At 74.4% G+C, this 23,396-nt stretch carries 19 protein-coding genes; 11 read left to right on the top strand and 8 right to left on the bottom strand.

What is annotated here, in order from left to right:
• The first annotated feature begins 11 nt into the window (after positions 1 to 11).
• Complete coding sequence (locus AB0H57_RS19510; RefSeq protein WP_357508308.1) at positions 12 to 935, top strand: NAD(+)/NADH kinase; 924 nt, start codon at positions 12 to 14, stop codon at positions 933 to 935.
• Positions 936 to 947: 12 nt separating this feature from the next.
• Here the strand turns inward: AB0H57_RS19510 and pgm are convergent, their stop codons facing one another.
• Both pgm and glgC read right to left on the bottom strand, forming a co-directional pair.
• Positions 948 to 2,591, bottom strand: coding sequence for a phosphoglucomutase (alpha-D-glucose-1,6-bisphosphate-dependent) (gene pgm / locus AB0H57_RS19505; protein WP_357508306.1), 1,644 nt, complete (start codon positions 2,589 to 2,591; stop codon positions 948 to 950).
• Positions 2,592 to 2,658: 67 nt separating this feature from the next.
• Positions 2,659 to 3,891: a glucose-1-phosphate adenylyltransferase gene (gene glgC, locus AB0H57_RS19500; protein ID WP_357508304.1), complete on the bottom strand. Its 1,233-nt coding sequence runs from the start codon at positions 3,889 to 3,891 to the stop codon at positions 2,659 to 2,661.
• 96 nt (positions 3,892 to 3,987) lie between these two features.
• Between glgC and glgA the strand changes: the two genes are divergently transcribed.
• From glgA to glgB, 4 genes are all read left to right on the top strand, one after another.
• A complete protein-coding gene (glgA, locus tag AB0H57_RS19495; protein ID WP_357508302.1) occupies positions 3,988 to 5,190 on the top strand; it encodes a glycogen synthase in 1,203 nt (400 codons plus the stop codon).
• A gap of 150 nt (positions 5,191 to 5,340) precedes the next feature.
• Positions 5,341 to 5,781 (top strand): VOC family protein, encoded by a 441-nt coding sequence (locus tag AB0H57_RS19490; protein WP_357508300.1) that lies wholly within the window; start codon positions 5,341 to 5,343, stop codon positions 5,779 to 5,781.
• 89 nt (positions 5,782 to 5,870) lie between these two features.
• The gene (locus AB0H57_RS19485) at positions 5,871 to 8,066 is read left to right on the top strand and encodes a maltotransferase domain-containing protein (protein ID WP_357508298.1); all 2,196 of its coding nucleotides are present in this window, start codon (positions 5,871 to 5,873) and stop codon (positions 8,064 to 8,066) included.
• Positions 8,054 to 10,162: a 1,4-alpha-glucan branching protein GlgB gene (gene glgB / locus AB0H57_RS19480; RefSeq protein WP_357508296.1), complete on the top strand. Its 2,109-nt coding sequence runs from the start codon at positions 8,054 to 8,056 to the stop codon at positions 10,160 to 10,162. The genes AB0H57_RS19485 and glgB overlap by 13 nt, the downstream gene beginning before the upstream one ends.
• A 153-nt stretch (positions 10,163 to 10,315) precedes the next feature.
• Here the strand turns inward: glgB and AB0H57_RS19475 are convergent, their stop codons facing one another.
• A complete protein-coding gene (locus AB0H57_RS19475) occupies positions 10,316 to 11,299 on the bottom strand; it encodes a phosphatase domain-containing protein (RefSeq protein WP_357508385.1) in 984 nt (327 codons plus the stop codon).
• 184 nt (positions 11,300 to 11,483) lie between these two features.
• Here AB0H57_RS19475 and AB0H57_RS19470 point away from each other — a divergent pair, with 184 nt between their 5' ends.
• The 4 genes from AB0H57_RS19470 to AB0H57_RS19455 all read left to right on the top strand — a co-directional run bounded on the left by AB0H57_RS19470 (position 11,484) and on the right by AB0H57_RS19455 (position 16,084).
• A complete protein-coding gene (locus AB0H57_RS19470; RefSeq protein WP_357508294.1) occupies positions 11,484 to 13,100 on the top strand; it encodes a hypothetical protein in 1,617 nt (538 codons plus the stop codon).
• A 21-nt stretch (positions 13,101 to 13,121) separates the two neighbouring features.
• Complete coding sequence (gene yaaA, locus AB0H57_RS19465; protein ID WP_357508292.1) at positions 13,122 to 13,919, top strand: peroxide stress protein YaaA; 798 nt, start codon at positions 13,122 to 13,124, stop codon at positions 13,917 to 13,919.
• A gap of 426 nt (positions 13,920 to 14,345) precedes the next feature.
• The gene (locus AB0H57_RS19460) at positions 14,346 to 15,008 is read left to right on the top strand and encodes a hypothetical protein (RefSeq protein ID WP_357508290.1); all 663 of its coding nucleotides are present in this window, start codon (positions 14,346 to 14,348) and stop codon (positions 15,006 to 15,008) included.
• Between the two features lie 125 nt (positions 15,009 to 15,133).
• Positions 15,134 to 16,084, top strand: a complete 951-nt coding sequence (locus tag AB0H57_RS19455) for a TAXI family TRAP transporter solute-binding subunit (RefSeq protein ID WP_357508288.1) — start codon at positions 15,134 to 15,136, stop codon at positions 16,082 to 16,084.
• Here the strand turns inward: AB0H57_RS19455 and AB0H57_RS19450 are convergent.
• The 3 genes from AB0H57_RS19450 to AB0H57_RS19440 form a co-directional block, all read right to left on the bottom strand.
• Positions 16,081 to 17,541 carry a HAMP domain-containing sensor histidine kinase gene (locus tag AB0H57_RS19450; protein ID WP_357508286.1) on the bottom strand — a complete coding sequence of 487 codons (1,461 nt, stop codon included), beginning with the start codon at positions 17,539 to 17,541 and terminating at the stop codon, positions 16,081 to 16,083. The genes AB0H57_RS19455 and AB0H57_RS19450 overlap by 4 nt on opposite strands.
• 9 nt (positions 17,542 to 17,550) lie before the next feature.
• Complete coding sequence (locus AB0H57_RS19445) at positions 17,551 to 18,207, bottom strand: response regulator transcription factor (RefSeq protein ID WP_357508284.1); 657 nt, start codon at positions 18,205 to 18,207, stop codon at positions 17,551 to 17,553.
• 125 nt (positions 18,208 to 18,332) lie between these two features.
• A complete protein-coding gene (locus AB0H57_RS19440; RefSeq protein WP_357508282.1) occupies positions 18,333 to 18,644 on the bottom strand; it encodes a hypothetical protein in 312 nt (103 codons plus the stop codon).
• A 130-nt stretch (positions 18,645 to 18,774) separates the two neighbouring features.
• Here AB0H57_RS19440 and AB0H57_RS19435 point away from each other — a divergent pair, with 130 nt between their 5' ends.
• Positions 18,775 to 19,113 (top strand): DUF952 domain-containing protein, encoded by a 339-nt coding sequence (locus AB0H57_RS19435; protein ID WP_357508280.1) that lies wholly within the window; start codon positions 18,775 to 18,777, stop codon positions 19,111 to 19,113.
• A gap of 159 nt (positions 19,114 to 19,272) precedes the next feature.
• Positions 19,273 to 20,514, top strand: a complete 1,242-nt coding sequence (locus AB0H57_RS19430) for a hypothetical protein (protein ID WP_357508278.1) — start codon at positions 19,273 to 19,275, stop codon at positions 20,512 to 20,514.
• Between the two features lie 25 nt (positions 20,515 to 20,539).
• On the opposite strand, the gene AB0H57_RS19425 is transcribed toward AB0H57_RS19430, so the two are convergent.
• Together AB0H57_RS19425 and AB0H57_RS19420 are read right to left on the bottom strand one after the other, a co-directional pair.
• Entirely contained in the window at positions 20,540 to 22,477 is a 1,938-nt protein-coding gene (locus tag AB0H57_RS19425; RefSeq protein WP_357508276.1) for a hypothetical protein, read from the bottom strand.
• A 74-nt stretch (positions 22,478 to 22,551) separates the two neighbouring features.
• Positions 22,552 to 23,274, bottom strand: coding sequence for an alpha/beta fold hydrolase (locus AB0H57_RS19420; RefSeq protein ID WP_357508275.1), 723 nt, complete (start codon positions 23,272 to 23,274; stop codon positions 22,552 to 22,554).
• Positions 23,275 to 23,396: the final 122 nt, after the last annotated feature.

Below are 23,396 nucleotides of genomic sequence, written 5' to 3'. Positions count from 1 at the left end.
GAGCTGTACGGGTGGCGGGGCTGGGTCTGGTACTGCACCCCACCCGGGACGTCTCCGAGGTGGTCGCGATCATCGAGCGGTGGGCGGCGCGCCACCGCAAGTCGCTGCTGGTGCGCGCGGAGGACCGGCGCCGGGTGCCGGCGAGCGTCGCACCGGTGCCCGAGGCGGAGCTGGCCACCCGGGCGGACGCCCTGATCAGCATCGGCGGGGACGGCACCATGCTCGGTGCGCTCCGCTCGGCCGTACGCGATCCCAAGCCGGTGCTCGGCGTGCACCTGGGCCGGCTCGGCTTCCTCGTCGAGGTGGCGCCGCCGGACCTGCCGGCGGCGCTGAGCCGGTTGCTGGCGGAGGATTTCACCGTCGAGTCCCACGCCTGCCTGGCCTGCGGCGTGTGCGGCGAGGACGTGGTCGCCTTCAACGACATCGCGCTGATCCGCCAGCCCGGGTCCGGCTTCGTCACCGCCACCCTCGCCGTCGACGGCCAGCGGTACGGCTACTACCGCTGCGACGCCCTGGTGGTCAGCACGCCCACCGGCTCGACCGCGTACAGCTACGCCGCCGGCGGGCCGCTGGTCTCCCCCGCGGCGCACGCGGTGGTGGTGACCCCGTCGGCGCCGATGGCCGGCATCTCCCGCTCGGTGGTCCTCTCCCCCGAGGAGACCATCCGGCTGGAGTTGCGGCCGCACTCGGCTGCGGTCGCCGTCGAGATGGACGGCGTCGTCATCAACGACGGGGCGACCGAGGGAACCGTGGACATTCGCTACCGGCGCGACGCCGGCCAGGTGGTCCGCTTCGACCCGGTACGCCACCAGGAGCGCAACCAGCTGAAGCTCAGCCTGCTTGACCTGCCGTTCCTGCCGGACCAGTTGCGTGAGCTGCTCCCCGAGGAACTGCGGCAGCCGCACGCCCAGCGGGAGCTGCCCCCACCCTTCTGACCGCCCGCCTCGTCACGCCTTGGCGAGCACCCCGTCCACCAGCGCCTTCGCCTCCTCCTGGATCCGGGCCAGGTGCTCCGGCCCCTGGAACGACTCGGCGTAGATCTTGTAGACGTCCTCGGTGCCGGACGGCCGGGCGGCGAACCACCCCGACTCGGTCGTCACCTTCAGGCCGCCGATCTTCGCGCCGTTGCCGGGCGCCTCGGTGAGCGTGGCGATGATCCGCTCGCCGGCCAACTCGGCGGCGGTCACCTGCTCCGGGGAGAGCTTGCCCAGCGCCGCCTTCTGCTCGCGGGTGGCCGGGGCGTCGATCCGGGCGTACGCGGGCGCGCCGAAGCGCTCGGCCAGGTCGGCGTAGTGCTGGCTGGGGGTGCGGCCGGTGCTGGCGATGATCTCGGCGGCGAGCAGGCAGAGCAGGATGCCGTCCTTGTCGGTGGTCCAGGTGCTGCCGTCGCGGCGCAGGAAGGAGGCGCCGGCGCTCTCCTCGCCGCCGAAGCCGACCGCGCCGTCGAGCAGGCCCGGCACGAACCACTTGAAGCCCACCGGCACCTCCAGCAGCGGCCGGCCCAGGTCGGCGGCGACCCGGTCGATCATCGAGGAGGAGACCAGGGTCTTGCCGACGGCGGCGGCCGGGCCCCAGTCGGTGCGGGTGCGGAACAGGTGCCCGATGGCCACGGCCAGGTAGTGGTTGGGGTTCATCAGGCCGCCGTCGGGGGTGACGATGCCGTGCCGGTCGGCGTCGGCGTCGTTGCCCGTGGAGACCGGGTAGTCGGCGCGGGCGGCGATCAGCGAGGCCATCGCGTTCGGCGAGGAGCAGTCCATCCGGATCTTGCCGTCGCCGTCGAGGGTCATGAACCGCCAGGTCGGGTCGACCGTCGGGTTGAGCACGGTGAGGTCGAGCCGGTGCCGCTGCGCGATCTCGCCCCAGTACGCCACGCTCGCCCCGCCCATCGGGTCGGCGCCGATGCGCACCCCGGCGTCCCGGATCGCGTCGATGTCCAGCACCGAGGGCAGGTCGTCGACGTAGCCGGCGAGGAAGTCGTACGTCCCGGTGGTGTCGGCGGCGCGGGCCCGGGCGTACGGGATCCGCTTCACCTCCTTGCCCCCGGCGGCCAGGATGGCGTTCGCGCGGTCCTGGATCCACTTCGTGACGTCGGTGTCGGCCGGCCCGCCGTTGGTCGGGTTGTACTTGAAGCCGCCGTCGTCGGGCGGGTTGTGCGACGGGGTGATCACGATGCCGTCGGCGAGCCCGCTGGTACGCCCCCGGTTGTGGGTGAGGATCGCGTGCGACAGCGCCGGCGTGGGGGTGTAGCCGTCCCGGCTGTCCCGCAGCACGGTCACCTCGTTGGCGGCCAGCACCTCCAGGGCGCTGGCCTCGGCCGGGGCGGAGAGCGCGTGGGTGTCCCGGGCGAGGAAGAGCGGCCCGTCGAGCCCCCGCTCCCGCCGGTAGTCGCAGAGCGCCTGGGTGACGGCGAGAATGTGGTCCTCGTTGAAGGCGTTGCGCAGGCTGGACCCCCGGTGGCCCGAGGTGCCGAAGGAGACCTGCTGCGCCGGGTCGCTCGGGTCCGGGTGCTCGGCGTAGTAGGCGGTGACCAGCCGGGGCACGTCGACCAGGTCGGCGGTCCGGGCGGGCTGTCCGGCACGGGAATGGGCCACTGCTGCTACCTCCAGGGACGGTGGGAACGGTGGTTCTCTCCCGGCCGGGGCCGGGGTCACACCTGCCTCACGGCTCGACGCGCTGGCCCTTGCCGATCACCACGATGCCGTTGTCGGAGACGGTGTACCGCTGTCGGTCCTTCTCCAGGTCGACGCCGATCTCGGCGCCCTCCGGGACGAAGACGTTCTTGTCCAGGATGGCCCGGCGGACCACCGCGTGCCGGCCGATCTCGACGCCCTCCATCAGCACCGCGCCGTCGACGTGCGCCCAGGAGTGGACCTTGACCTTGGGCGAGACCACCGAGTTCTCCACCAGCGATCCGGAGATCACCGCACCGGGCGACACCATCGAGGCGACCGCCCGGCCGACCCGCTCACCCCACTGGTGGACGAACTTCGCCGGCGGGTACGGCGGCTGCTCGGTGTAGATCGGCCAGTCGAAGTTGTAGAGGTTGAACACCGGGTGGACGTTGATCAGGTCCATGTGGGCGTCGTAGAACGAGTCGAGCGTCCCCACGTCTCGCCAGTAGCCGCGGTCCCGGTCGGTGCTGCCGGGCACCTCGTTGTCCTTGAAGTCGTAGACGTTGGCCTCGCCCCGCTCGACCAGCATCGGGATGATGCTGCCGCCCATGTCGTGCTTGCTGGTCCGGTCCTCCGCGTCGCGTTCGACTGCCTCGCAGAGCGCCCGGGTGGTGAAGACGTAGTTGCCCATCGAGGCGTAGACCTGGTCCGGCGCGTCGGGCAGGCCGACCGCGTCGGTGGGCTTCTCCCGGAAGGCGCGGATCCGCCGGCCGTCCTCGGCGACCTCGATGACACCGAACTGGTCGGCCGCCGACAGCGGCTGGCGGATGCCGGCCACGGTGACCCCGGCGCCGGAGGCGATGTGGTCCTCGACCATCTGCCGCGGGTCCATCCGGTAGATGTGGTCGGCGCCGAACACGATCACGTGGTCCGGCTGCTCGTCGTTGATCAGGTTGAAGCTCTGGTAGATGGCGTCGGCCGAGCCGGCGAACCACCACGGGCCGCGGCGCTGCTGGGCGGGCACCGGCGTGACGTAGTTGCCGAGCAGGGTCGACATCCGCCAGGTCTTGGTGATGTGCCGGTCCAGCGAGTGCGACTTGTACTGGGTCAACACGACGATCTTGAGGAAGCCGGCGTTGGCCAGGTTGGAGAGCACGAAGTCGACCATGCGGTACATCCCGCCGAACGGGACGCCGGGCTTGGCCCGGTCCGTCGTCAGCGGCATGAGTCGCTTGCCCTCGCCGCCGGCCAGCACGATCGCGAGCACCTTTGCTGCCATGTGACGACGCTATCCATCCCGCCCCGACTTCACCACTCGTACGCCGCACAGATCCGCGCCGGGTGCGGGACGGGTTTCCGCGTTAGGGTGCCGGGCATGACGGATTCGGACCGGCTGCGCGTCGACCTGCTCACCCGGGAGTACCCGCCGGAGGTGTACGGCGGGGCCGGGGTACACGTCGAGTACCTGGCCCGGGAGCTGCGCCGGCTCGCCGACGTACGGGTGCACTGCTTCGGCGCGCCGCGCATCGAGCCGGGCGTCACCGCGTACGCCGAGCCGGCCGGCCTGGCGGGCGCGAACCCGGCGCTGCGCACGATGGGCGTCGACCTGGAGATGGCGGCCGGCTGCGCCGGCACCGACGTGGTGCACAGCCACACCTGGTACGCCAACCTGGCCGGGCACACCGCGAAGCTGCTGTACGGGGTGCCGCACGTGCTGACCGCGCACAGCCTGGAGCCGCTGCGGCCGTGGAAGGCCGAGCAGCTCGGCGGCGGCTACGCGCTCTCCTCCTGGAGCGAGCGGACCGCGGTGGAGGCCGCCGACGCGGTGATCGCGGTCAGCGAGGGGATGCGGCGGGACGTGCTGACCGCGTACCCGGCGGTGGACCCGGACCGGGTGCGGGTGGTCTACAACGGCATCGACACCGCCCAGTACGCCCCGGACCACGGCACCGACGTGGTGGACCGGCTCGGCATCGACCCGGCCCGCCCCTCGGTGGTGTACGTCGGGCGGATCACCCGGCAGAAGGGCCTGCCGTACCTGCTGCGGGCGGCCCGGGAGCTGCCCGCCGAAACCCAACTGGTGCTGCTCGCCGGCGCCCCCGACACCCCGGAGATCGCCGCCGAGGTGGAGGAGCTGGTCGGCGAGCTGCGGGCCACCCGCTCCGGGGTGGTCTGGGTGGCGGCGATGCTGCCCAAGCACGAGGTGATCCAGGTGCTCACCCACGCCACGATCTTCGTCTGCCCGTCCGTCTACGAGCCGATGGGCATCGTCAACCTGGAGGCGATGGCCTGCGAGACCGCGGTGGTGGCCACCGCCACCGGCGGCATCCCGGAGGTGGTCGCGGACGGCGAGACCGGCCTGCTGGTGCCGATCGAGCAGGCCGGTGACGGCTCCGGCACCCCGCTGGACCCGGCGCGGTTCGAGGCCGACCTGGCGGCCCGCCTGAACGAGTTGCTGGCCGACCCGAAACGGGCCGAGGAGTTCGGGCTGGCCGGGCGGCGGCGGGCGGTGAAGCACTTCTCCTGGGACACGATCGCGGCGCGCACCCTGGAGGTGTACCGGTCGGTGGGCGCGTAAGGCGCCGCCCTCGCTTAACGCATCTGGTAGAGGCGGGGCCCCCGCTTAACACCGCGCCGTCCGCGGCGAACGGCAACTGTCCAAGATTGACGGGAGACGGCCGGGGTGGGGGAGACGGTGGCGTCGGACCCCGTGCCTACCCTCGGGGACATGACCATTCAGCGCATGGACAACGTCGGCATCGTCGTCGACGACCTCGACGCCGCCGTCGCCTTCTTCACCGAGCTCGGCATGGAGCTTGAAGGCAGGATGCCGATCGAGGGCGGGTGGGCGGGCAAGGTCGTCGGGCTCGACGACATGCGGAGCGAGATCGCGATGATGCGGGTCCCGGACGCCCCGGGCCGCCTCGAACTGGCGACGTACCACAGCCCGAAGGCGATCACCCCCGAGCCGGAGATCACCCCGGCGAACACGCTGGGCCTGCACCGCGTCATGTTCGCCGTCGACGACATCGAGGACACCCTGGCCCGCCTCCGCCCACACGGCGCCGAACTCGTCGGCGAGGTGACGCGCTACGAGGACAGCTACCTGCTCTGCTATCTCCGCGGGCCGAGCGGGATCATCCTCGCGCTGGCCGAACAACTGAGCTGAGCACGACTGCGCTGAGCACCGCTGCGCTGAGAGCGGCCGTCGCGCCGCTTGCCCGAGCGCGAAGCGATCTCGCACAGTAGGTTGAGCGGGTGAGCGGACGGTTCCCCATCGAAGACGTCTCCCCCTCCGTCGCCTGCGGTCGCTACCCGGCCAAGGCGGTGGTCGACGAAATCGTGCCGGTGTCGGCCCGCGCCTACCGGGAGGGGCACGACGCGCTCGGCTGCAACGTGGTCTGGCTCGGCCCGGACGGCGGCGCGCGCCCGTTCACCCGGATGCGTCCCGGTGAGCCGGGGCAGGACACCTGGCACGCCACCATCCGCCCGGACACGGTCGGCGAGTGGGAGTTCGCCGTCGAGGCGTTCCAGGATCCGTACCTGACCTGGCAGAACGCGGTGACCAAGAAGATCGCCGCCGGGCAGGGGGCGGCCGAGCTGGCCAACGACCTGGCCGAGGGCGTACGCGTGCTGACCGCCGCGGTCGACCTGGTGCCGCCCGCGGACGCCGACCGGGTCCGGGCCGCGGTCGCGGCGCTGGACGACACCGCGCTGGACCTGCCCCGCCGGGTGGCCCCGGCGCTGGAGCTGGCCGACCTGCTCTGGGACCATCCGGTCCGGGAGTTGGTCACCACCGGTGAGCGGCACCGGATCTGGGTGGACCGGCCGCGGGCGCTCTACTCCGCCTGGTACGAGTTCTTCCCCCGCTCGGAGGGGGCGGTGCCGGCGACGGTCGACGAACCGGCGCGCTCGGGCACCTTCCTGACCGCGATCGACCGGCTGCGCGGGGTCGCGGCGATGGGCTTCGACGTGCTCTACCTGCCGCCGATCCACCCGATCGGGCGGGTCAACCGCAAGGGCCCCAACAACTCGCTCACCGCCGGGCCCGACGACGTTGGCTCGCCGTGGGCGATCGGCGCCGCCGAGGGCGGCCACGACGCCATCCACCCCGACCTGGGTACGCCGGCGGACTTCCGCGCGTTCGTCGCCGCCGCCGCCGAGGAGGGCCTGGAGGTGGCGATGGACCTGGCGTTGCAGTGCGCGCCGGACCACCCCTGGGTGACCGAGCACCCGGAGTGGTTCACCACCCGGGCCGACGGCAGCATCGCGTACGCGGAGAACCCGCCCAAGAAATACCAGGACATCTACCCGCTGAACTTCGACAACGACCCCGACGGCATCCGGGCCGAGGTGCTGCGGGTGGTGCTGCACTGGGTCGGCGAGGGCATCAAGATCTTCCGGGTGGACAACCCGCACACCAAGCCGTTCGACTTCTGGCACTCGCTGATCGCCGAGGTGAAGCGGGTCGACCCGGACGTGCTCTTCCTGGCCGAGGCGTTCACCCGGCCGGCGATCATGCACGGGCTGGGCAAGATCGGCTTCACCCAGTCGTACACGTACTTCACCTGGCGCACGTCCGCGGCGGAGATGCGGGCGTACTGCGAGGAGCTGGTCGCGGCGGCCGACTACATGCGGCCGAACTTCTGGCCCAACACCCCGGACATCCTGCACTCCTCGTTGCAGCACGGCGGCCCGCCGATGTTCAAGATCCGGGCGGTGCTGGCCGCGCTGCTCTCCCCCTCCTGGGGCATGTACGCCGGGTTCGAGCTCTTCGAGCACGTGGCCCGCCCCGGCGCCGAGGAGTACCTGGACAACGAGAAGTACGAGCTGCGGCCCCGGGACTGGGCCGCCGCCGAGGCGCAGGGGCGCTCCCTGGCGCCGTTCATCGCCACCCTCAACCGGATCCGGCGGGAGAACCCGGCCCTGCACCGGCTGCGCAACCTGCGCTTCCACGACATCGACAACCCGGCGCTGCTCTGCTGGTCCAAGCACGACCCGGAGACCGGCAACACGGTGATCGTGGTCTGCTCGTTCGACCCGCAGACCGTGCAGTGGGGCAACACCACGCTGGACATGCCGGCGCTGGGCTTCGACTGGCACGAGCGGTTCAGCGTGCGCGACGAGCTGACCGGCGCCGGCTACGACTGGGGGCAGCGCAACCCGGTGCGGCTCGACCCGTACCTGCAGCCCGCGCACGTGCTGACGGTCCGGCGCCCGGCGCCACCGCCCGCACCCGAGCCGGCGGCCACCGCCCCCGTGGCGCTGACCGTCGAGGCCGTACCGGAGGAGCTGTCCGGCGGCACCGCCGCGACCCGGCCCGCCCAGCCGGACGGCCTGCCGAGCGAGCCCGCCACGGCCGACGCCCGACCCCGCCCGCGCCGCGGCAAGGGCCGCAAGCGCGGCGACGTCCCGACCGCACCCGCCCGGAAGGACGCCCGATGGACCAGCTGATCGCCGGCCAGTCGTACGACCCGCACGCGCTGCTCGGCGCGCACCCCGCCGACGGCCGGACCACCGTACGCGCCCTGCGCCGCGGCGCCACCGACGTGACCCTGCTGGTCGGCGACGAGCGGCACCCGATGAAGCGGGTGCACGACGCCGGTGTCTTCGCCGCCGACGTGCCGGGCGAGGTGCTGGACTACCGGGTCGAGGTGGACGGCGCGGTGCTCGACGACCCGTACCGCTACCCGCCGACCCTGGGCGAGCTGGACCTGCACCTGATCGGCGAGGGGCGGCACGAGCGGCTGTGGGAGGCGCTCGGCGCCCGGGTCTTCGACGAGGGGGTGGCCTTCACCGTCTGGGCGCCCAACGCGCGTGGCATCCGGGTGGTGGGTGACTTCACCGGCTGGGGCCCGGACGACGGCTGGCCGATGCGCTCCCTCGGTTCCAGCGGGGTGTGGGAGATCTTCGTGCCCGGCGTACCGGCCGGCGCCCGCTACAAGTACCGGATCCTCGGCGCCGACGGGCACTGGCGGGACAAGGCCGACCCGATGGCCACCCGCACCGAGGCGCCGCCGGCCACCGCCTCGGTGGTGCACCACTCGACGTACGAGTGGGGCGATGCCGCCTGGCTGGCCCGGCGGGCGAAGCGGCAGCCGCACCAGGAGCCGGTCAGCGTGTACGAGGTGCACCTCGGCTCCTGGCGGCCCGGGCTGAGCTACCGGGAGCTGGCCGAGCAGCTCACCGCGTACGTCACCGAGCTGGGCTTCACCCACGTGGAGTTCCTGCCGGTGATGGAGCACCCGTTCGGCGGTTCCTGGGGCTACCAGGTCACCGGCTACTACTCCCCCACCGCCCGCTTCGGTGACCCGGACGAGTTCCGCCACCTGGTCGACCGGCTGCACGCCGCCGGCATCGGGGTGATCCTCGACTGGGTGCCGGCGCACTTCCCCAAGGACGAGTGGGCCTTGGCCCGCTTCGACGGCACCCCGCTCTACGAGCACCCCGACCCGCGCCGCGGCGAGCACCCCGACTGGGGCACGTACGTGTTCGACTTCGGCCGCCGCGAGGTGCGCAACTTCCTGGTCGCCAACGCGCTCTACTGGCTGGACGAGTTCCACGTCGACGGCCTGCGGGTCGACGCGGTCGCCTCGATGCTCTACCTGGACTACTCCCGCCAGGAGGGGCAGTGGGCGCCGAACGTGCACGGCGGCCGGGAGAACCTGGAGGCGATCGCCTTCCTCCAGGAGACCAACGCCACCGTCTACAAGCACCACCCGGGCGTGCTGATGGTCGCCGAGGAGTCCACCGCCTGGCCGGGGGTCACCCGGCCCACCGCCGAGGGCGGGCTCGGCTTCGGGTTCAAGTGGAACATGGGCTGGATGCACGACACCCTGCTCTACACCGCCAAGGACCCGATCTACCGCCAGCACCACCACCATCAGCTCACCTTCTCCCTGGCGTACGCCTGGAGCGAGAACTACGTGCTGCCGATCAGCCACGACGAGGTGGTGCACGGCAAGGGTTCGCTGGCCGGCAAGATGCCCGGGGACACCTGGCAGCGGCTGGCCAACGTGCGCGCGTTGCTGGCGTACATGTGGGCGCACCCCGGCAAGCAGTTGCTCTTCATGGGCTGCGAGCTGGCCGACGACCGGGAGTGGAGCGAGCAGCGCGGCCTCGACTGGTACCTGACCCACGACCCGGCGCGGGCCGGGGTGCAGCGGCTGGTCGGCGACCTGAACCGGGTCTACCGGGGCACCCCGGCGCTGTGGGCGCAGGACACCGAGCCGGCCGGCTTCCGCTGGATCGCCGGGGACGACGTGGCCAACAACACCGTCTCGTTCGTCCGGATCGCCCCCGACGGCCAGACGCTGGTCTGCGTGGCGAACTTCTCCGCCCTGCCGCTGGAGGACTACCGGGTCGGGCTGCCGGCCGGCGGCACCTGGACCGAGGTGTTGAACACCGACGCCCACCACTACGGCGGCTCCGGGGTCGGCAACCTCGGCGCGGTACACGCCCAGGACGTCCCGTGGCACGGGATGCCCTCCTCGGTGGCGCTACGGGTGCCACCGCTGGGCGTGCTCTGGCTCCGCCCGTCGGCGGCCTGACCACCGCCCGGGACGGCGCGCCACGCCGCACGTCGGCCTATCCCGGCCCCGCGACCGGCCCACTTGCGGCACGTTGGCCTGTCCCGGCCGCACGATCGGCCGACTTACGGCACGTCGGCCCTGTCGCGGGGCCCTTGGCCCGGCGCGGGACGGTCAGACCAGGCCGGCGTCGCGCAGCAGCTTCCACAGGCCGGCGCCGTCCGGGGCGGACAGCCACTTCTGCCCGACCGGGCCGGACGAGGACTGGCCGGCCGGGGCGGGCAGGCTACCGGCCAGCACCGCCTGGGTGGGCGAGAGCCGGCGGATCGCCACCGCGGCGGTGTTCTCCGGGTGCGCGGCGGCGAACTCACGGTAGATCTCCTGGTCGTGCTGGCCGTCGTCGCCGATCAGCAGCCAGCGGACGTCGGGGAACTCCTTGGCCAGCCGGGCCAGGGTGGCCCGCTTGTGCTCCCGCCCGCTGCGGAACCACCGGTCGGCCGTCGGGCCCCAGTCGGTGAGCAGCAGCGGGCCGGCCGGGTAGAGGTGCCGGGACAGGAACCGGGTCAGGGTGGGCGCGACGTTCCACGCCCCGGTGGAGAGGTAGAGCACCGGGGCGCCGGGGTGCGCGGTGGCCAGCCGCTCGTAGAGCACCGCCATGCCGGGCACGGCGGTGCGGGCGTGCTCGTCCAGCACGAAGGTGTTCCACGCGGCGAGCAGCGGGCGGGGCAGCGCGGTCACCATGACCGTGTCGTCGATGTCGGAGATGATGCCGAACCGGACGGTGGGGTCGACGACGCGCACCAGCGCCTCCACCGGCTCCGCGTCGGCGACGCTGAGGCGTACCGAGGCCCAGCCGGGGGCCAGATCGGCCTCGACCACCGTGTCGACGAAGCCGCTGCGGTCGGCGCACGCCTCGTGCACCACCCCGCCGGCCTCGATCTTGACCCGGACGTGCTTGGCGGGCAGGGTGGCGAAGCTGCGCCAGCCGCGCACCTTCTCCGGCTTGCCCTTCGCCCGCACCTCCGGCCGGCCGAGCAGCACCCGGCACATCACCCGGGCCCAGCCGGGCGCGCCGTAGCCGGCGTACGCGACGATCTTCATCTGCCAGCCGGTGCGCCGCAGCCGGCGCTCCACCAGCTGGTGCACGGCGTCCTCGATCCGCGCGGCCCGGTGCAGGGTCGGTACGGCGAGCTCGCCGGTGGGCGGTGATGGTGGCACGCTGCCACCCTGCCACACCCGGCCGGCAGCGGCCAGGCGAGCGCCCGCCCACCGACCGCGCCGATCCGCCGCGCGCGACGCCCGGCACGTGACAGACTCCGGGCGGGACGACGGGGGCGTGGTCGTGTCGACCTCAGTGCGGCACCGCTGGCGGTGGCGGCCGCGTCCGGACGCACCGGCGCTGGTCGCGCTGCTGCTCGGGCTGGCCGGCGTCAGCTACCGGCTGGTCCTCGTGCTGGCCACGCTGCCCGCCTCGAACAGCGACGAGGCGACGTTCGGGCTGGCCGCGATGCACATCGCCGCCGGCCGGGAGCATCCGGTCTTCCTCTACGGGCAGCGCTACATGGGCACGGCCGAGTCCTACCTGGCGGCCCCGCTGATCGCGGTGGCCGGGCCGAGCTGGCCGGTGCTGCGGCTGCCGGTGCTGGCGCTCTACGCCGTCTTCCTCTGGCTGACCTACCGGCTGACCCGGCGGATCTGCTCGCCGTGGTTCGCCGCCTTCGTCGTCGGGCTGCTCGCGCTCGGCTCCGAGCGGGTGGTGCGGGACCAGCTGACCGCCGTCGGTGGCCGGCCCGAGGTGAAGCCGGCGGTGCTGCTGATGCTGCTGGTGGCCGTGGGGTTGGCGGAGCGGCGGATCCGCCGGCGCTGGCTGGCTATCGGCTTGTTCGGCCTGCTCGCCGGTTTCGCGATCTGGTCGGACTGGCTGATCGTGCCGTATGTGGCGGTGGCCGGCCTGCTGCTCGCCGCGGTGGCCGGGCGGGACCTGGTCGGCTGGGCGGGGATGCTGCTGCTGGCCGGTTTCCTGCTCGGCGCGGCGCCACTGCTCTGGGACAACCTGCTCGCGCCACCCGGCGAGGACTCGCTGTCGGTGCTGCGGCAGCTCAGCGGGGGCACCGGCGCCGCCCCGCCGGTCCCGGACCGGCTGGCCGGTGGCCTGCTGGTGGGCGTGCCGCTGGCCACCGGGCTGTGCCCGGTGACCGGCTGCGTCCGCGGATCGTCCTGGTTCGGGCTGCTGTATCCGCTGCTGCTGGTCGGCGCGGCGGTGCTCGCGGTGGTCGCGTACCGCCGGACCGCGGGCCGCCCGGCCGCCGTCCGGGTCGGCCCGCTCACCCACCTCGCGCTGCTCGCCGGGGCCGGGCTGACCCTGCTGGCGTACGTGCGCAGCCCGCTGGCCGCCACCGCGCCGCTGGACAACGCCCGCTACCTGTCGGTGCTGCAGATCTCGCTGCCGGCGGTGCTCTGGCCGCTCTGGCTCGCCGCCGCCCGGCTGCACCGCGGCGCGGCCGGGGCGGCCGCCCGGATCGGCGGGACCCTCGGCGCCGGTCTGCTGGCCGCGCTCACCGCCGCCGCGCTGGTCGGGACGGTCGGCTTCGTCGCCGGCACGGGCGCGGCGCGCACCGACGAGCGGCAGGCCCGCGACCTGGCCGACGCGCTGCGGCGGCACGGGCTGCGGGAGGTGTACGCGGAGTACTGGACCTGCCACCGGCTGGTCTTCAACACCGGGGAGACGGTGGCCTGCGCGGTGCTCGACGGCCAGCTCGCGCCGGGGCAGAACCGCTACCCGCCGTACTGGACGCGGGTGGCCGGGGCGGCCCGGCCGGGGTACGTGCTGGCCGCCGACTCCCCCGCCGACCGGCGGCTGCGTGCGCTGCTCGGCGACCGCACCGCCGCCGCCACCGTCGCCGAGGTGGGCGGCTATCGCGTGTACCACCCGGAGCCGGCCTTCCGGCCCTGGCGCTGACCCGGCCCGTACGCTGGCCCGGTGCTCATCCTGCTGCCGCCCTCGGAGGGCAAGGCCGAGGCCGGGACCGGCCGTCGGCTGGACCTGTCCCGGCTCTGCCTGCCGGAGCTGAACCCGGCCCGCGCCGAGGTGCTCGACGCGCTGGTCGCCGTCAGCACCGGCCCCGACCGGCAGGCGGGGTTGGCGGCGCTGGGCCTGAGCGAGGGCCAGCGCGACGAGCTGCGCCGCAACGCCCGGCTGCGCGCGGCGGCCACCGCCCCGGCCGCGCGGATCTACACCGGGGTGCTCTACGAGGCGCTGGACCTGGCCACGCTGCCGCCGGCCGCCGAGCGGCTCGCCCGCCGGTCGGTGCTGATCAGCTCCGGCCTCTGGGGCGTGGTACGGCTGGCCGACCGGATCCCGCCGTACCGCTGCCCGATCGGGGCGCGGCTGCCGGGGGTGGGCGCGCTGGCGGCGTACTGGCGGCGGGCGCTCGGCCCGGCGATGACGGCGGCGGCCGGCGAGCGTCCGGTGCTGGACCTGCGCTCCGGCGCGTACGCGGCGACCTGGGCGCCGCGCGGGCCGCTGGCCGAGCGGACGGTGACCGTGCGGGTGCTGCACGAGCGGGAGGTGGCCGGGTCGCCGGTCCGCTCCGTGGTCAGCCACTTCAACAAGGCCACCAAGGGCCGGCTGGTCCGCGACCTGCTCACCGCCGGCGCCCGGCCGCGCACCGCCGCCGCGCTGGTCACCGCGCTGCGCGAGCTGAAGTACGAGGTGCTGGAGCAGCCGACGGCTCCCGGCCGACCCCGGCAGCTGGACGTCGTGGTGCGCGAGCTTTGACATCCTCCACCGCCATAGATGGCAGGGATTCCCTCCGCGCTGCGCGCGGAACCGCGCAACACCCGGGCGGGTTCCTGCTTCACCGCAGCCAGCCGGGACAAGTCCTGGTCTTACGTCCGCTCCACAGGCGTTTACCGTCTCCGCAAGCCCTGCGGCGACGTTGTCACGCTGTGTCGGTCGTGACACTTCGGAGCTTCCGGAACTACCCTTCGCCCCGCACGTGATCACCGTATCACCGCCTGCTGACGTCAGGTCAACGGCACGGCTCGGGCCTTGACGGCCCTCCCAGCGCGGGCCTTCACCCCCGACCTGAAGGGCCCGCACCTCGGTAGCCGCAAATTTTCCTCAAGGCTGGGGCCGATCCGTTTCCTCCCGGGCGGCGGCGGGCGACGGTAGACGTACCCGACGCCCCCAAGGAGCACCGTGATGGCACCGCACACCATGCTGCTCGACCGGCCAGGCCCGCCGTCGCCGCCACCGCTGGACTGGCACACCCTCGCCGACGCCTTCGAGGTCGCCTGCCTCGTCCGCTGCATGCCGCCGCCCGCCGACGCCGGCCGCCGGGGCGGCGCCGGGCCGTACCGGGGTGGGCCGGCCGAGTTCAACCGCCCGGAGGCGGCGCACCGGATGCGCCACCTGCTCGCCCGGCTGGACGTGCCGGTGGACCACGAGGTGACCACCGGCGGGCTGCGCCGCCGCTACGAGCTGCACCGGTTGGCGGTGCCCCGGACGCACCGGTCCGCGTACACCGGGCTGGTGGCGGCGGGCTGGCGGCAGGGCCGCCGGGAGCTGCTCGGCCCGCAGCCGGGCGCGTCCACGGTGCGTCGGGTGTGGCGGACCCGGCTCGCCGCCGCGGCCTGGCGGTCGGCGCTGCTGGCCGGTGGCCGGCACGTCCGCCGGCACATCCTCGGGGTCCGGCTGGTCGACCGGGAACTGGCCGCCGTGCTGGTCCGCGGTGCCGCCCTGCTGGACGTGCCCGCTCTGCTGCGTCCCGGCGCCGGCTGTTTCGTGGTGTGCGTCGCGGACGGCCCGCACCGGCGCCGGATCCTGGACAGCGCCGCCCTCGCCCCGGCGGCCGCCCCGGCCTGATCCGCTGCCGCGCCGGCGACCGCCCCGGCGTGATCTACCGCGTACCGGGACGTTCCCGCCCGGTACGGCCGACCGCCCCGCGTCCGGGCTTGCACCGCGGCGCCGCGCGGCGCAGAGTGCTGCCTGTGAACCGTGGCCGGCTGCGCCCGGGCCGCCGAGGGTGGGCCCGGCTGGTGGTGTGCGTGCTGCTGCTGGCGGCGCTGCCGCAGCTCGGTGGTTGCCGGGACGAGCCGGCCGGACCGGTCCCGATCCGGATCGCCACCGGCAGCGCCACCGCCGTCTACCACGCCTTCGGCGAGTCGCTGGCCGGCATCCTCAACCGGGAACTGCCCGGGGTGCGGGCGAGCGTGGTGGTCACCGCCGCCTCCGAGGAGAACGTGCGCATGGTCGGCTCGGGCCAGGCCGAGCTCGGTTTCACCCAGGCCGACGCGCTGACCACCGAATCGGCCGGGCGGGTGCGGGCGGTGGCCCGGGTCTACGACGACCTGCTGCACCTGGTCACCCTGGCCGGCAGCCCGGTACGGACGTTGGCCGACCTGACCGGGCGCCGGGTGTCGGTGGGCGCGCCCGGTTCCGGCACCGCGATCACCGCCACCCGCCTGCTGGACGTCGCCCAGCTCGACGGCCGGGTCCGCCAGCAACACCTCGGCCTCGACGACTCGGTGGCCGCGCTGCGCGCCGGCCGGGTCGACGCGTTCTTCTTCTCCGGCGGCCTGCCGGTGCGGGCGGTGCGGGAGCTGACCGCCACCACCGCCACCCGTGTCGTCGACCTGGGCGAGTGGACCGAGCCGCTGCGCCGCGCCCACGGCGAGGTCTACGTCACCCGGGACATCCCCCGCTCGGCGTACCGCACCGAGCCGGTGAGCACGGTGGCGAACCCGAACTACCTGATCGTCCGCACGAACCTGCCGGACCCGCTGGTCCGCGAGATCACCCGGCTGCTGATGGAGCGCCGGACCGAGCTGGCCCGGGCGCATCCGGCGGCCGGGCGGATCAGCCCGCGCTCGGCGATCGCCACCGACCCGGTGCCGCTGCATCCGGGCGCGACCGACTGGTACCGCCGGGCCAAGCCCTAACCGTCCCGCCTCGGCCGTGGCAGGTCGGCGCCGGCCGCTACCGCGGTGGCGGGGGCGACCGGCGCGACCGGTCCGGCGGCGGGCTCCGGGCGGCCCGCCGGGAACCAGAGGCCGGCGGCCAGTCCCCGGGGCTCGGCCGGGCGCATGGTCAGCCGGCCGCCGGAGGCGTCGACCAGCACGGCGACGATGGTCAGGCCCAGCCCGGCGCCGTCGAGGTTCTGCGCCTCCGGCGCCCGCCAGAACCGCTCGGTGGCCTTCCCGAGCTGGCTCTCCGTCATGCCGGGCCCGGTGTCGCGCACCTCCAGCCCGATCCCGGCGGCGGCGCCCCGCACGGTCACCGTCACCGTCCCGCCGGCCCCGCTGAACTTGACCGCGTTGTCGATCAGCGCGTCCAGGGACTGGTCGATGGCGGTGGGCACGGTCCGGGCGTACGCCGGGGCGGTCTCCACCGCCAGGCGCAGCGTCACCGACCGGTGCCGGGCCAGCGGCTGCCACGCCGCGACCCGGGACGCGGCCACCGTCGCCGCGTCCACCACCACCCGCTCGTTCTCGGTCCGCTCGGCCCGGGCCAGGGTGAGCAGGGCGTCGAGCACCAGGGCGAGCCGGTCGGTCTCCTCCAGCGCCAGCCGGTGCTCGGTCCGGCCGTCCGGGTCGGTGAGGCTGAGCCCCAGCTCCTCCACCCGCAGCCGCAGCGCGGTCAACGGGTTGCGCAGCTGGTGGCTGGCGTGCGCGACGAAGGCTCGTTGCCGGTCCATCACGTCCGACACCACGTCGGCCATGTTGTTGAAGCTGGCCGCCAACCGGCGCAGCTCGGGCGGGCCGAGCCGGTGCTGGACCCGCGCGCCCCGGTCCCCCTCGGCGATCTCGTGGGTCACCGCGTCCAGCTCGGTCACCGGGCGCAGCACCCAACCGGCCAGGCCGAACGCGGTCAGCACGCAGGCCGACACGGCGACCAGGCCGATCAGGGCCAGCAGCAGCCACCAGGCGGTCACGGTGCGCCGGACCCGGTCGGCCGGGGTGGCGGTCACCACCGCGCCGAGCACCTCGCCGCCGTCGTTGACCGGCACCGCCACCACCACCGGCCCGTCCACCCAGGGCCAGACCGATTCCGGGCCGCTGGCCTGCTGGCCGGAGAGGGCGGCGTCCAGCGCCTCCTCGCCGGCCGCGCCGACCGGCCAGCCGGCCGAGCTGACCACCGTACGGCGCTCCCGGTCGACCACGGCGGCGTCGATGCCGTACAGCTGGTGGTAGGCGCGCAGCTCGGTGCCGAGCGAGCCGGGGGCACCGCTGCGCAGCGCCGGGCGGGCCAGCGAGGCGAACCGGGTGGCGTCGGCCAGCCGGTCGGCGCGTACCCGGTCGGTCTCCCGGGTGGCCAGGGTGGCCGCCAGCGGGGTCTCCAACGCCAGGAGCACCAGCACCATCAGCAGCAGGTAGCTGATCACCAGCCGACGACGCACCTGGTCTCCTCACTCGCCGCGAAGCCGGTAGCCGACCCCGCGTACGGTCTCCACCAGGGTGGGGTCGCCCAGCTTGCCGCGCAACGATCCCACGTGCACCTCGACGGTGTGCCGGTCCGCCCAGGTGGTGCCCCAGGCGTCGAGCAGGATCCGGTCCCGGGGCACCGCGACGCCGGGTTGCCGGGCCAGCGAGAGCAGGATGTCGAACTCCTTGCGGGTCAGTGCCACCGCCCGACCGGCGACGGTGACCGCGCGGCCCTCGACGTCGATGCGGACCGGGCCGACCTCGATGACGCTGCGCTCCGGCAGGGTGTGCGCGGCCCGACGCAGCACCGCCTCGATCCGGGCCTGGAGTTCGACCATGGAGAACGGCTTGACCACGTAGTCGTCGGCACCCAGCCGCAGGCCGAGCACCCGGTCCCGCTCCTCGCCCCGGGCGGTGACCGCGATGATGCCGAGCTGGCTGCTGCGCCGGCGCAGTTCCCGGCACAGGTCGGTGCCGTCGCCGTCGGGCAGGGTCAGGTCGAGCAGCACCAGGTCGCAGGGGGCGGCGGAGAGCGCGGCGGCGACGGTGGCGGCGTGCTCCACCTGGTAGCCGCGCCGGGTCAGCGCGGACGAGAGGGCCGCGGCGACCCGACGGTCGTCCTCGACCAGCAGGATGCGCACCGGTGCCCCCGTTCGTCGGTCTGTCGACCACGAATGGTGGCAGACGCGGCGGCCCGGCGGGAGGGGCCGGCCGGGCAGCAGATCGGGTCCACGGCGGTGGTCCGACGGCCGGGCCGGTGGGCGGTCTACAGGCCGAAGACCTCGTCGGAGACGGCGTCGCGTACGCCGTCGGTGAAGCCGCGGAAGCCGGGGTCGTCGTGGCTGGCCGGGATGCTTGTCACGTTCTCCCCGGTGGCCTGGGTGACCGCGTCCACCAGCGCCGGGTGGTCGGTCTCGGAGTCGGCGAGGGTGTCGTCGTCCGCCTGACCGAGATTGATCACATGCTGGAGGTCCTCGTCGGGGGTGTCGGGGTCGGCGGCCCACTCGGCGCCGGCCCGGTAGCACTCGTCGTACACCGCGCGCTGCCCGTCGGTCCAGTCCTCGTCGTAGCTCTCCATGCGTCCTCCCGGCACCGGTCCGTCGCCGCGCCGACCGGCCGGCTCCACTGAGCATGCCGCCCCGGCGCGGCCGGTCGCGGGAAAACCGCGCAGGCCGTGGCGGGACGGGCCGCCGCCGTACGCTGGGCGGGTGATCTACAAGTTGCTGCCCTCGGCGGAGTGGGCGGACGCCCTGGCCCGGGGCCGGTTCACCGGCTCCGCCGTCGACCACCAGGACGGCTTCATCCACCTCTCCGCCGCGGACCAGGTGGTGGAGACCGCGCGGCGGCACTTCGCCGGGGCCACCGGCCTGACTTTGCTGACGGTGGATCCGGACCGGCTCGGCGCCGCGCTGCGGTGGGAGCCGTCGCGCGGCGGCGCGCTCTTCCCCCACCTGTACGGGGAGCTGCCGGTGACGGCGGTGGTCGCGGCGGAGGCGCTGCCGGTGGACACCCCCGCCGCCGACGCGGTCGCGGAACTGCTGTCCTGATCCGCACCGCCCGCCGCGACTCGCCGTCGCCGAACGGCCGGCGGTGCGCGCCGGCCGGATTGATGCCTTGTTAGGCTGCATCGCGCAGTTTCCTGATCATCAGACGCTCCACCGGGCCCCGCAGGGGCTCGGCTGGGCAGCGCCCAAAAAGGAACACACATGGACGTCGCAGCGGAAGACAGTCGCGACGAGGCGAGCCAACCCGGGCCCCACCCCGTACCCGACGCTCCGGAGACGACGACCCTCCACCCCCCGCCGGACGAGCCGACCACCGACGCGGTGGCCCGGCCGCCGCGTCGGGGGCCGCTGGCGGCGCTGGCCCTGGCCTGGCCGGCCCTGCTCGGCTATGCGGCGGTGCGGGCGGTGGGGCTGGTGACGCTCTGGATCTGGGGCTCCGCGCGCGGGTCCCGGCTGGAGGGAATCCTCGCCGGCCGGTACGACAGCGACTGGTACCTCGGGATCGCCGCACACGGCTACGACCACGCCGAGAGCCTGCACAGCAACATGGCGTTCTTCCCGCTCTACCCGTGGCTGGTGCGCCTGCTGGACCAGTCGTGGGCGCTGGACCCGCAGCAGGCCGCCCTCACCGTCTCCTGGCTCGGCTCGCTCGCCGCCGCCTGGGGGCTGTTCGCGATCGGCAACCACCTGGCCGACCGGCGGACCGGGGTGCTGCTGGCGGTGGTCTGGGGCGTCGTGCCGCACGCCGTGGTGGAGTCGCTGGCCTACACCGAAGCGATCTTCACCGCCTTCGCCGCCTGGGCGCTGTACGCCGTCCTGACCGACCGGTGGCTGACCGCGGGCCTGCTCTGCCTGCTGGCCGGCCTGACCCGGCCCACCGCCTCGTCGCTGATCGCGGTGGTGGGCCTCGCCGCGCTCGTCGCGCTGGTCCGCCGGCGGGCCCCGTGGTGGCGACCGCTGGCCGCGATGCTCCTGGCGCCGCTGGGCTGGGTCGGCTTCGTGGTCTGGGTGGGCGATCGCACCGGCGGGCTGGACGGCTGGTTCCGGATCCAGGGGGAGGGCTGGAACTCGTCGTTCGACGGCGGGGCGTTCACCGTCAGCCGGACCGGGGAGATCCTCGACTCGCCCTCCCGGTTCCAGCACTACATGGTGGCGCTGGTTCTGCTGGCGGCGCTCACCCTCTTCGTGCTGAGCATCATGGACCGGCAGCCGTGGCCGCTGCTGCTCTACAGCGGGCTGCTCCTGGTGACGACGATCGGCGCCGCCGGCTACTACCACTCCAAGGGCCGGTTCCTGCTGCCCGCCTTCGCCCTGCTGCTGCCCGTCGCCGGCGCGCTGGCCCGGGCGCGGCGGGGCCGGGCGTACCCGGTGCTGGTCCTGCTGACCGCCGTGTCGGCGTACTTCGGCGGCTATCTGACGCTGGTCTGGACGTCGTCGCCCTGACCGCCCGCGCCGGGCCCGCGGGCGGTCAGCGGGTCAGCGGGCGTACGTCCCAGACCTGCACGTCGTCGACCCGCCGGCCGGGGCCGTAGCAGGCGTCCAGCACGGCGGTCAGCTCGGCGGCGCGCGGGTGGTCCACGGGCAGCACCACCGCGTCGGCCCGCCAGTACCGCACGTCGGCGACCGCCCGGGCCCGTTCCACCTCGGTGACCGTCGTCCGGTGGTCGCCCTCGGCGACCTCGCGCAGCAGCACGGCCGTCGGCTGCGGCTCGACCCCCCAGCGGCCGGTGTCGTCGGTGGGCGAGGTCGGGCCGAGGAAGTAGCCCTGCGGCACGGCGAAACCGGCGACCGCGGCGGCTCCCCAGCGGATGGAGGTCAGGTTGTCCACCGGCACCGGGACCAGCGTCCGGCCCTCGGCGACGTGGGCGCGCCACGCGCCGGAGGTGACGAACTCGGGCACCGGCGGTCGCGGCTCGGTGGGCAGCGGAGTGGGCACCATGGGCAGCAGCGCGGCGATCAGCGCCGCCCCGCCGGCCAGCCGCACCGCCCGCTGCCGGGCGGGGGCGGCCGTGGCGGTGGCGGTGCGCAGCCGGTCCAGCGCGAGGGCCAGCAGCAGACCGAGCGCCACCGTGGTGATCAGGGCGAACCGGGCGATCACCATCGAGTCGAAGACGGGCAGGTGCGCCAGCAGCGCGAACGGCGCCGGCACGTCCGTGCGTTCCCGGCCCCACGTCCAGGTCGAGCCCATCGACAGCAGCGCGGTCAGCACGCCCACCACGACCAGGATCCGCACCACCAGCAGCCGCCCGAGGACGACCGCGACGCCGAGGGTGAACAGCAGCGCGGGCACCCCGAAGAAGCTCGCCTCCTCGGTGGTGTTGGCGATCAGACCCTTGGTGTCGCCGCCGAAGATGGTCCGGGTGGCGTGCGCGGCGAACGAGGCCAGCTTCAGGGCGTACACGTCGTGGTCGCCGGGATGACCGGTGCGGTGCTGCGGGCCGGCGAACTGCATCCACAGCGGGTACGCCGTCGCCACGGCCGCCACCACGCCGGTGACCGCCAGGCCGGCCAGCGCCCGGGGCGCCGCCCGCACCGCCCGGCGCGGGCTCAGCAGCAGGTACGCCAGCGCGGCCAGGGCGCACCCCACCGCGACCAGGAACAGGATCTCCAGGCCGATGAAGAACTGCGCCACGACCAGCGCGCCGAGGGTCAGCCCGATGCGGACCGGGCTGCCCTCGGGCCGGGTCAACCGGACCACCTGCCACAGCAGGAACGGCACCAGCCACTGGGCGGTGATGTGCGGGTGCCCGTTGCTGTGCGACACCATCGCCGGCGCGAAACCGCAGAACAGCCCGCCGAGGAACGCCGCCGCCCGGGTGTCCACCACGTGCCGGGACAGCACGTGATACCAGGCCAGAGCGGTGCCGATCAGGTTCAGGGTGAGGAAGACCAGGTACGACAGCGCTGCCCCGCCGAGCAGGGTGACCGGGGTCAGCACCAGACCGGGCAGTTGCATGCCCACGTTGGTCATCAGGTTCACCCCCGCCGGGGCGTTCTGCAGGGTGGTGAAGAACGGATTGTCCAGGTGGGCGGTGGCGTGGGCGCCGTGCGCCAGCATCCACTCGTTGAAGCTCTGGTCGGCCGGCCGGGTGCCCATCAGGGTCCCGTACGGGTCGGCCCAGCCACGGCCGGTGACCACCAGCGCCACCGCCAGGTAGGCCAGCCCGGCCAGCAGCCCGGTCCCGCGCCACCACGGCCGTCGGGCCACCTCCGCGCCGGGGCCGGGTCCGGCCGCGCCGGCGGGTGGCGCGTCGCCGGCCGGTTCCGCACCGGTGACCGGGTCGGCTGGCCGCTCGGCCGCCGGCCCCTCCCCCGTCCGCGCGGTGTCCGGGGGGCGGAGGTCGCGCGGGCTGGTGCGGCTGGTGTCCTCGCCGGTCGGCGCGACGGAGGACTGGCGTTTCGTCACCCGTGGGATCTTACGTCCGCCTCTGGCGGCGGCCCGACAGGTGTCTGCGCGACGCGCGGACGCCGGGCCGTCGTTCAGCGGTACGGCTCGACCAGGGCCAGCACCGCCGACGGGTCCTCCACGTGCGCGTTGTGGCCGAGTCCGGGCAGGGTGACCACCGGCACGCCCAACTCCGCGAGCTGCGCGTCGGTCACCAGCGGGTCGTGCTCGCCCCGCGCCAGCAGCACCGGGACGTCGGTGGCCGCCAGCAGGGCCGGCAGGTCCGGCGCGCCGACGGCGAACGCGGCGGGGTCCATGGCTAGCCGCCACCGGCCTTCCTCGCGGCGCAGCCCCGCGTCGACCACCGGATGGTCCGGGGCGACCAGGCCGGTCAGGCCGGCCACCCTCAGGTACCGGCGGGCCGCCTCGTCCCGGGTGGCGAACCAGGTGACCGGGCGGTCGGCCAGTTCCCGTGCCCTGCCCAGCTCGGCCGGCGACCAGGCCACCTTGATCCCCACACCCACCACGGCCGCCACCGGCAGCCCGGCGGTACGCGCGGCCAGCGCCAGCGCGACCACCCCGCCCAGCGAGTGCCCGAGGACGACCAGCCGGTCGCGGGCGTCGAGCCCCTCGGCGACCCGGCCGGCGAGCCCGGGGAACGTGTACCCGGACAGCCCGGGCGCCCAGCCGTGCCCGGCGAGATCGGGTGCCAGCCACCGGCCGGCCCAGTCCCGTTCCAGCAGCGGCGCCCACGGCAGCCACACCTCGCCGGTGGCGCCCATGCCGTGCAGGAGCAGCAGCAGCGGATCATCGGCCATAGGCGGCAGTGTGCCACCGGCCGGACCGGATGCGCGAGAGCCCGTCGGGAAAGCGTCAGGCGCCGGCTCCCCCGGGGGAGCCGGCGCCCGGTGTGTGGGGGTACCCAGAAGGGGGGTTGGCG

The sequence above is a fragment of the Micromonospora sp. NPDC050686 genome, from assembly GCF_040654475.1.
Taxonomy (GTDB): Bacteria; Actinomycetota; Actinomycetes; order Mycobacteriales; family Micromonosporaceae; genus Micromonospora.
Note: the sequence above shows the minus strand (reverse complement) of the source record. Positions and strands in the feature narration are given on the sequence as shown.

Coding starts and splice junctions, on each gene's coding strand:
- glgC (WP_357508304.1), bottom strand. CDS start 3,891: ATGGCAGCAAAGGTGCTCGCGATCGTGCTGGCCGGCGGCGAGGGCAAG.
- glgA (WP_357508302.1), top strand. CDS start 3,988: ATGACGGATTCGGACCGGCTGCGCGTCGACCTGCTCACCCGGGAGTAC.
- AB0H57_RS19490 (WP_357508300.1), top strand. CDS start 5,341: ATGACCATTCAGCGCATGGACAACGTCGGCATCGTCGTCGACGACCTC.
- glgB (WP_357508296.1), top strand. CDS start 8,054: ATGGACCAGCTGATCGCCGGCCAGTCGTACGACCCGCACGCGCTGCTC.
- AB0H57_RS19460 (WP_357508290.1), top strand. CDS start 14,346: ATGGCACCGCACACCATGCTGCTCGACCGGCCAGGCCCGCCGTCGCCG.
- AB0H57_RS19440 (WP_357508282.1), bottom strand. CDS start 18,644: ATGGAGAGCTACGACGAGGACTGGACCGACGGGCAGCGCGCGGTGTAC.
- AB0H57_RS19430 (WP_357508278.1), top strand. CDS start 19,273: ATGGACGTCGCAGCGGAAGACAGTCGCGACGAGGCGAGCCAACCCGGG.
- AB0H57_RS19420 (WP_357508275.1), bottom strand. CDS start 23,274: ATGGCCGATGATCCGCTGCTGCTGCTCCTGCACGGCATGGGCGCCACC.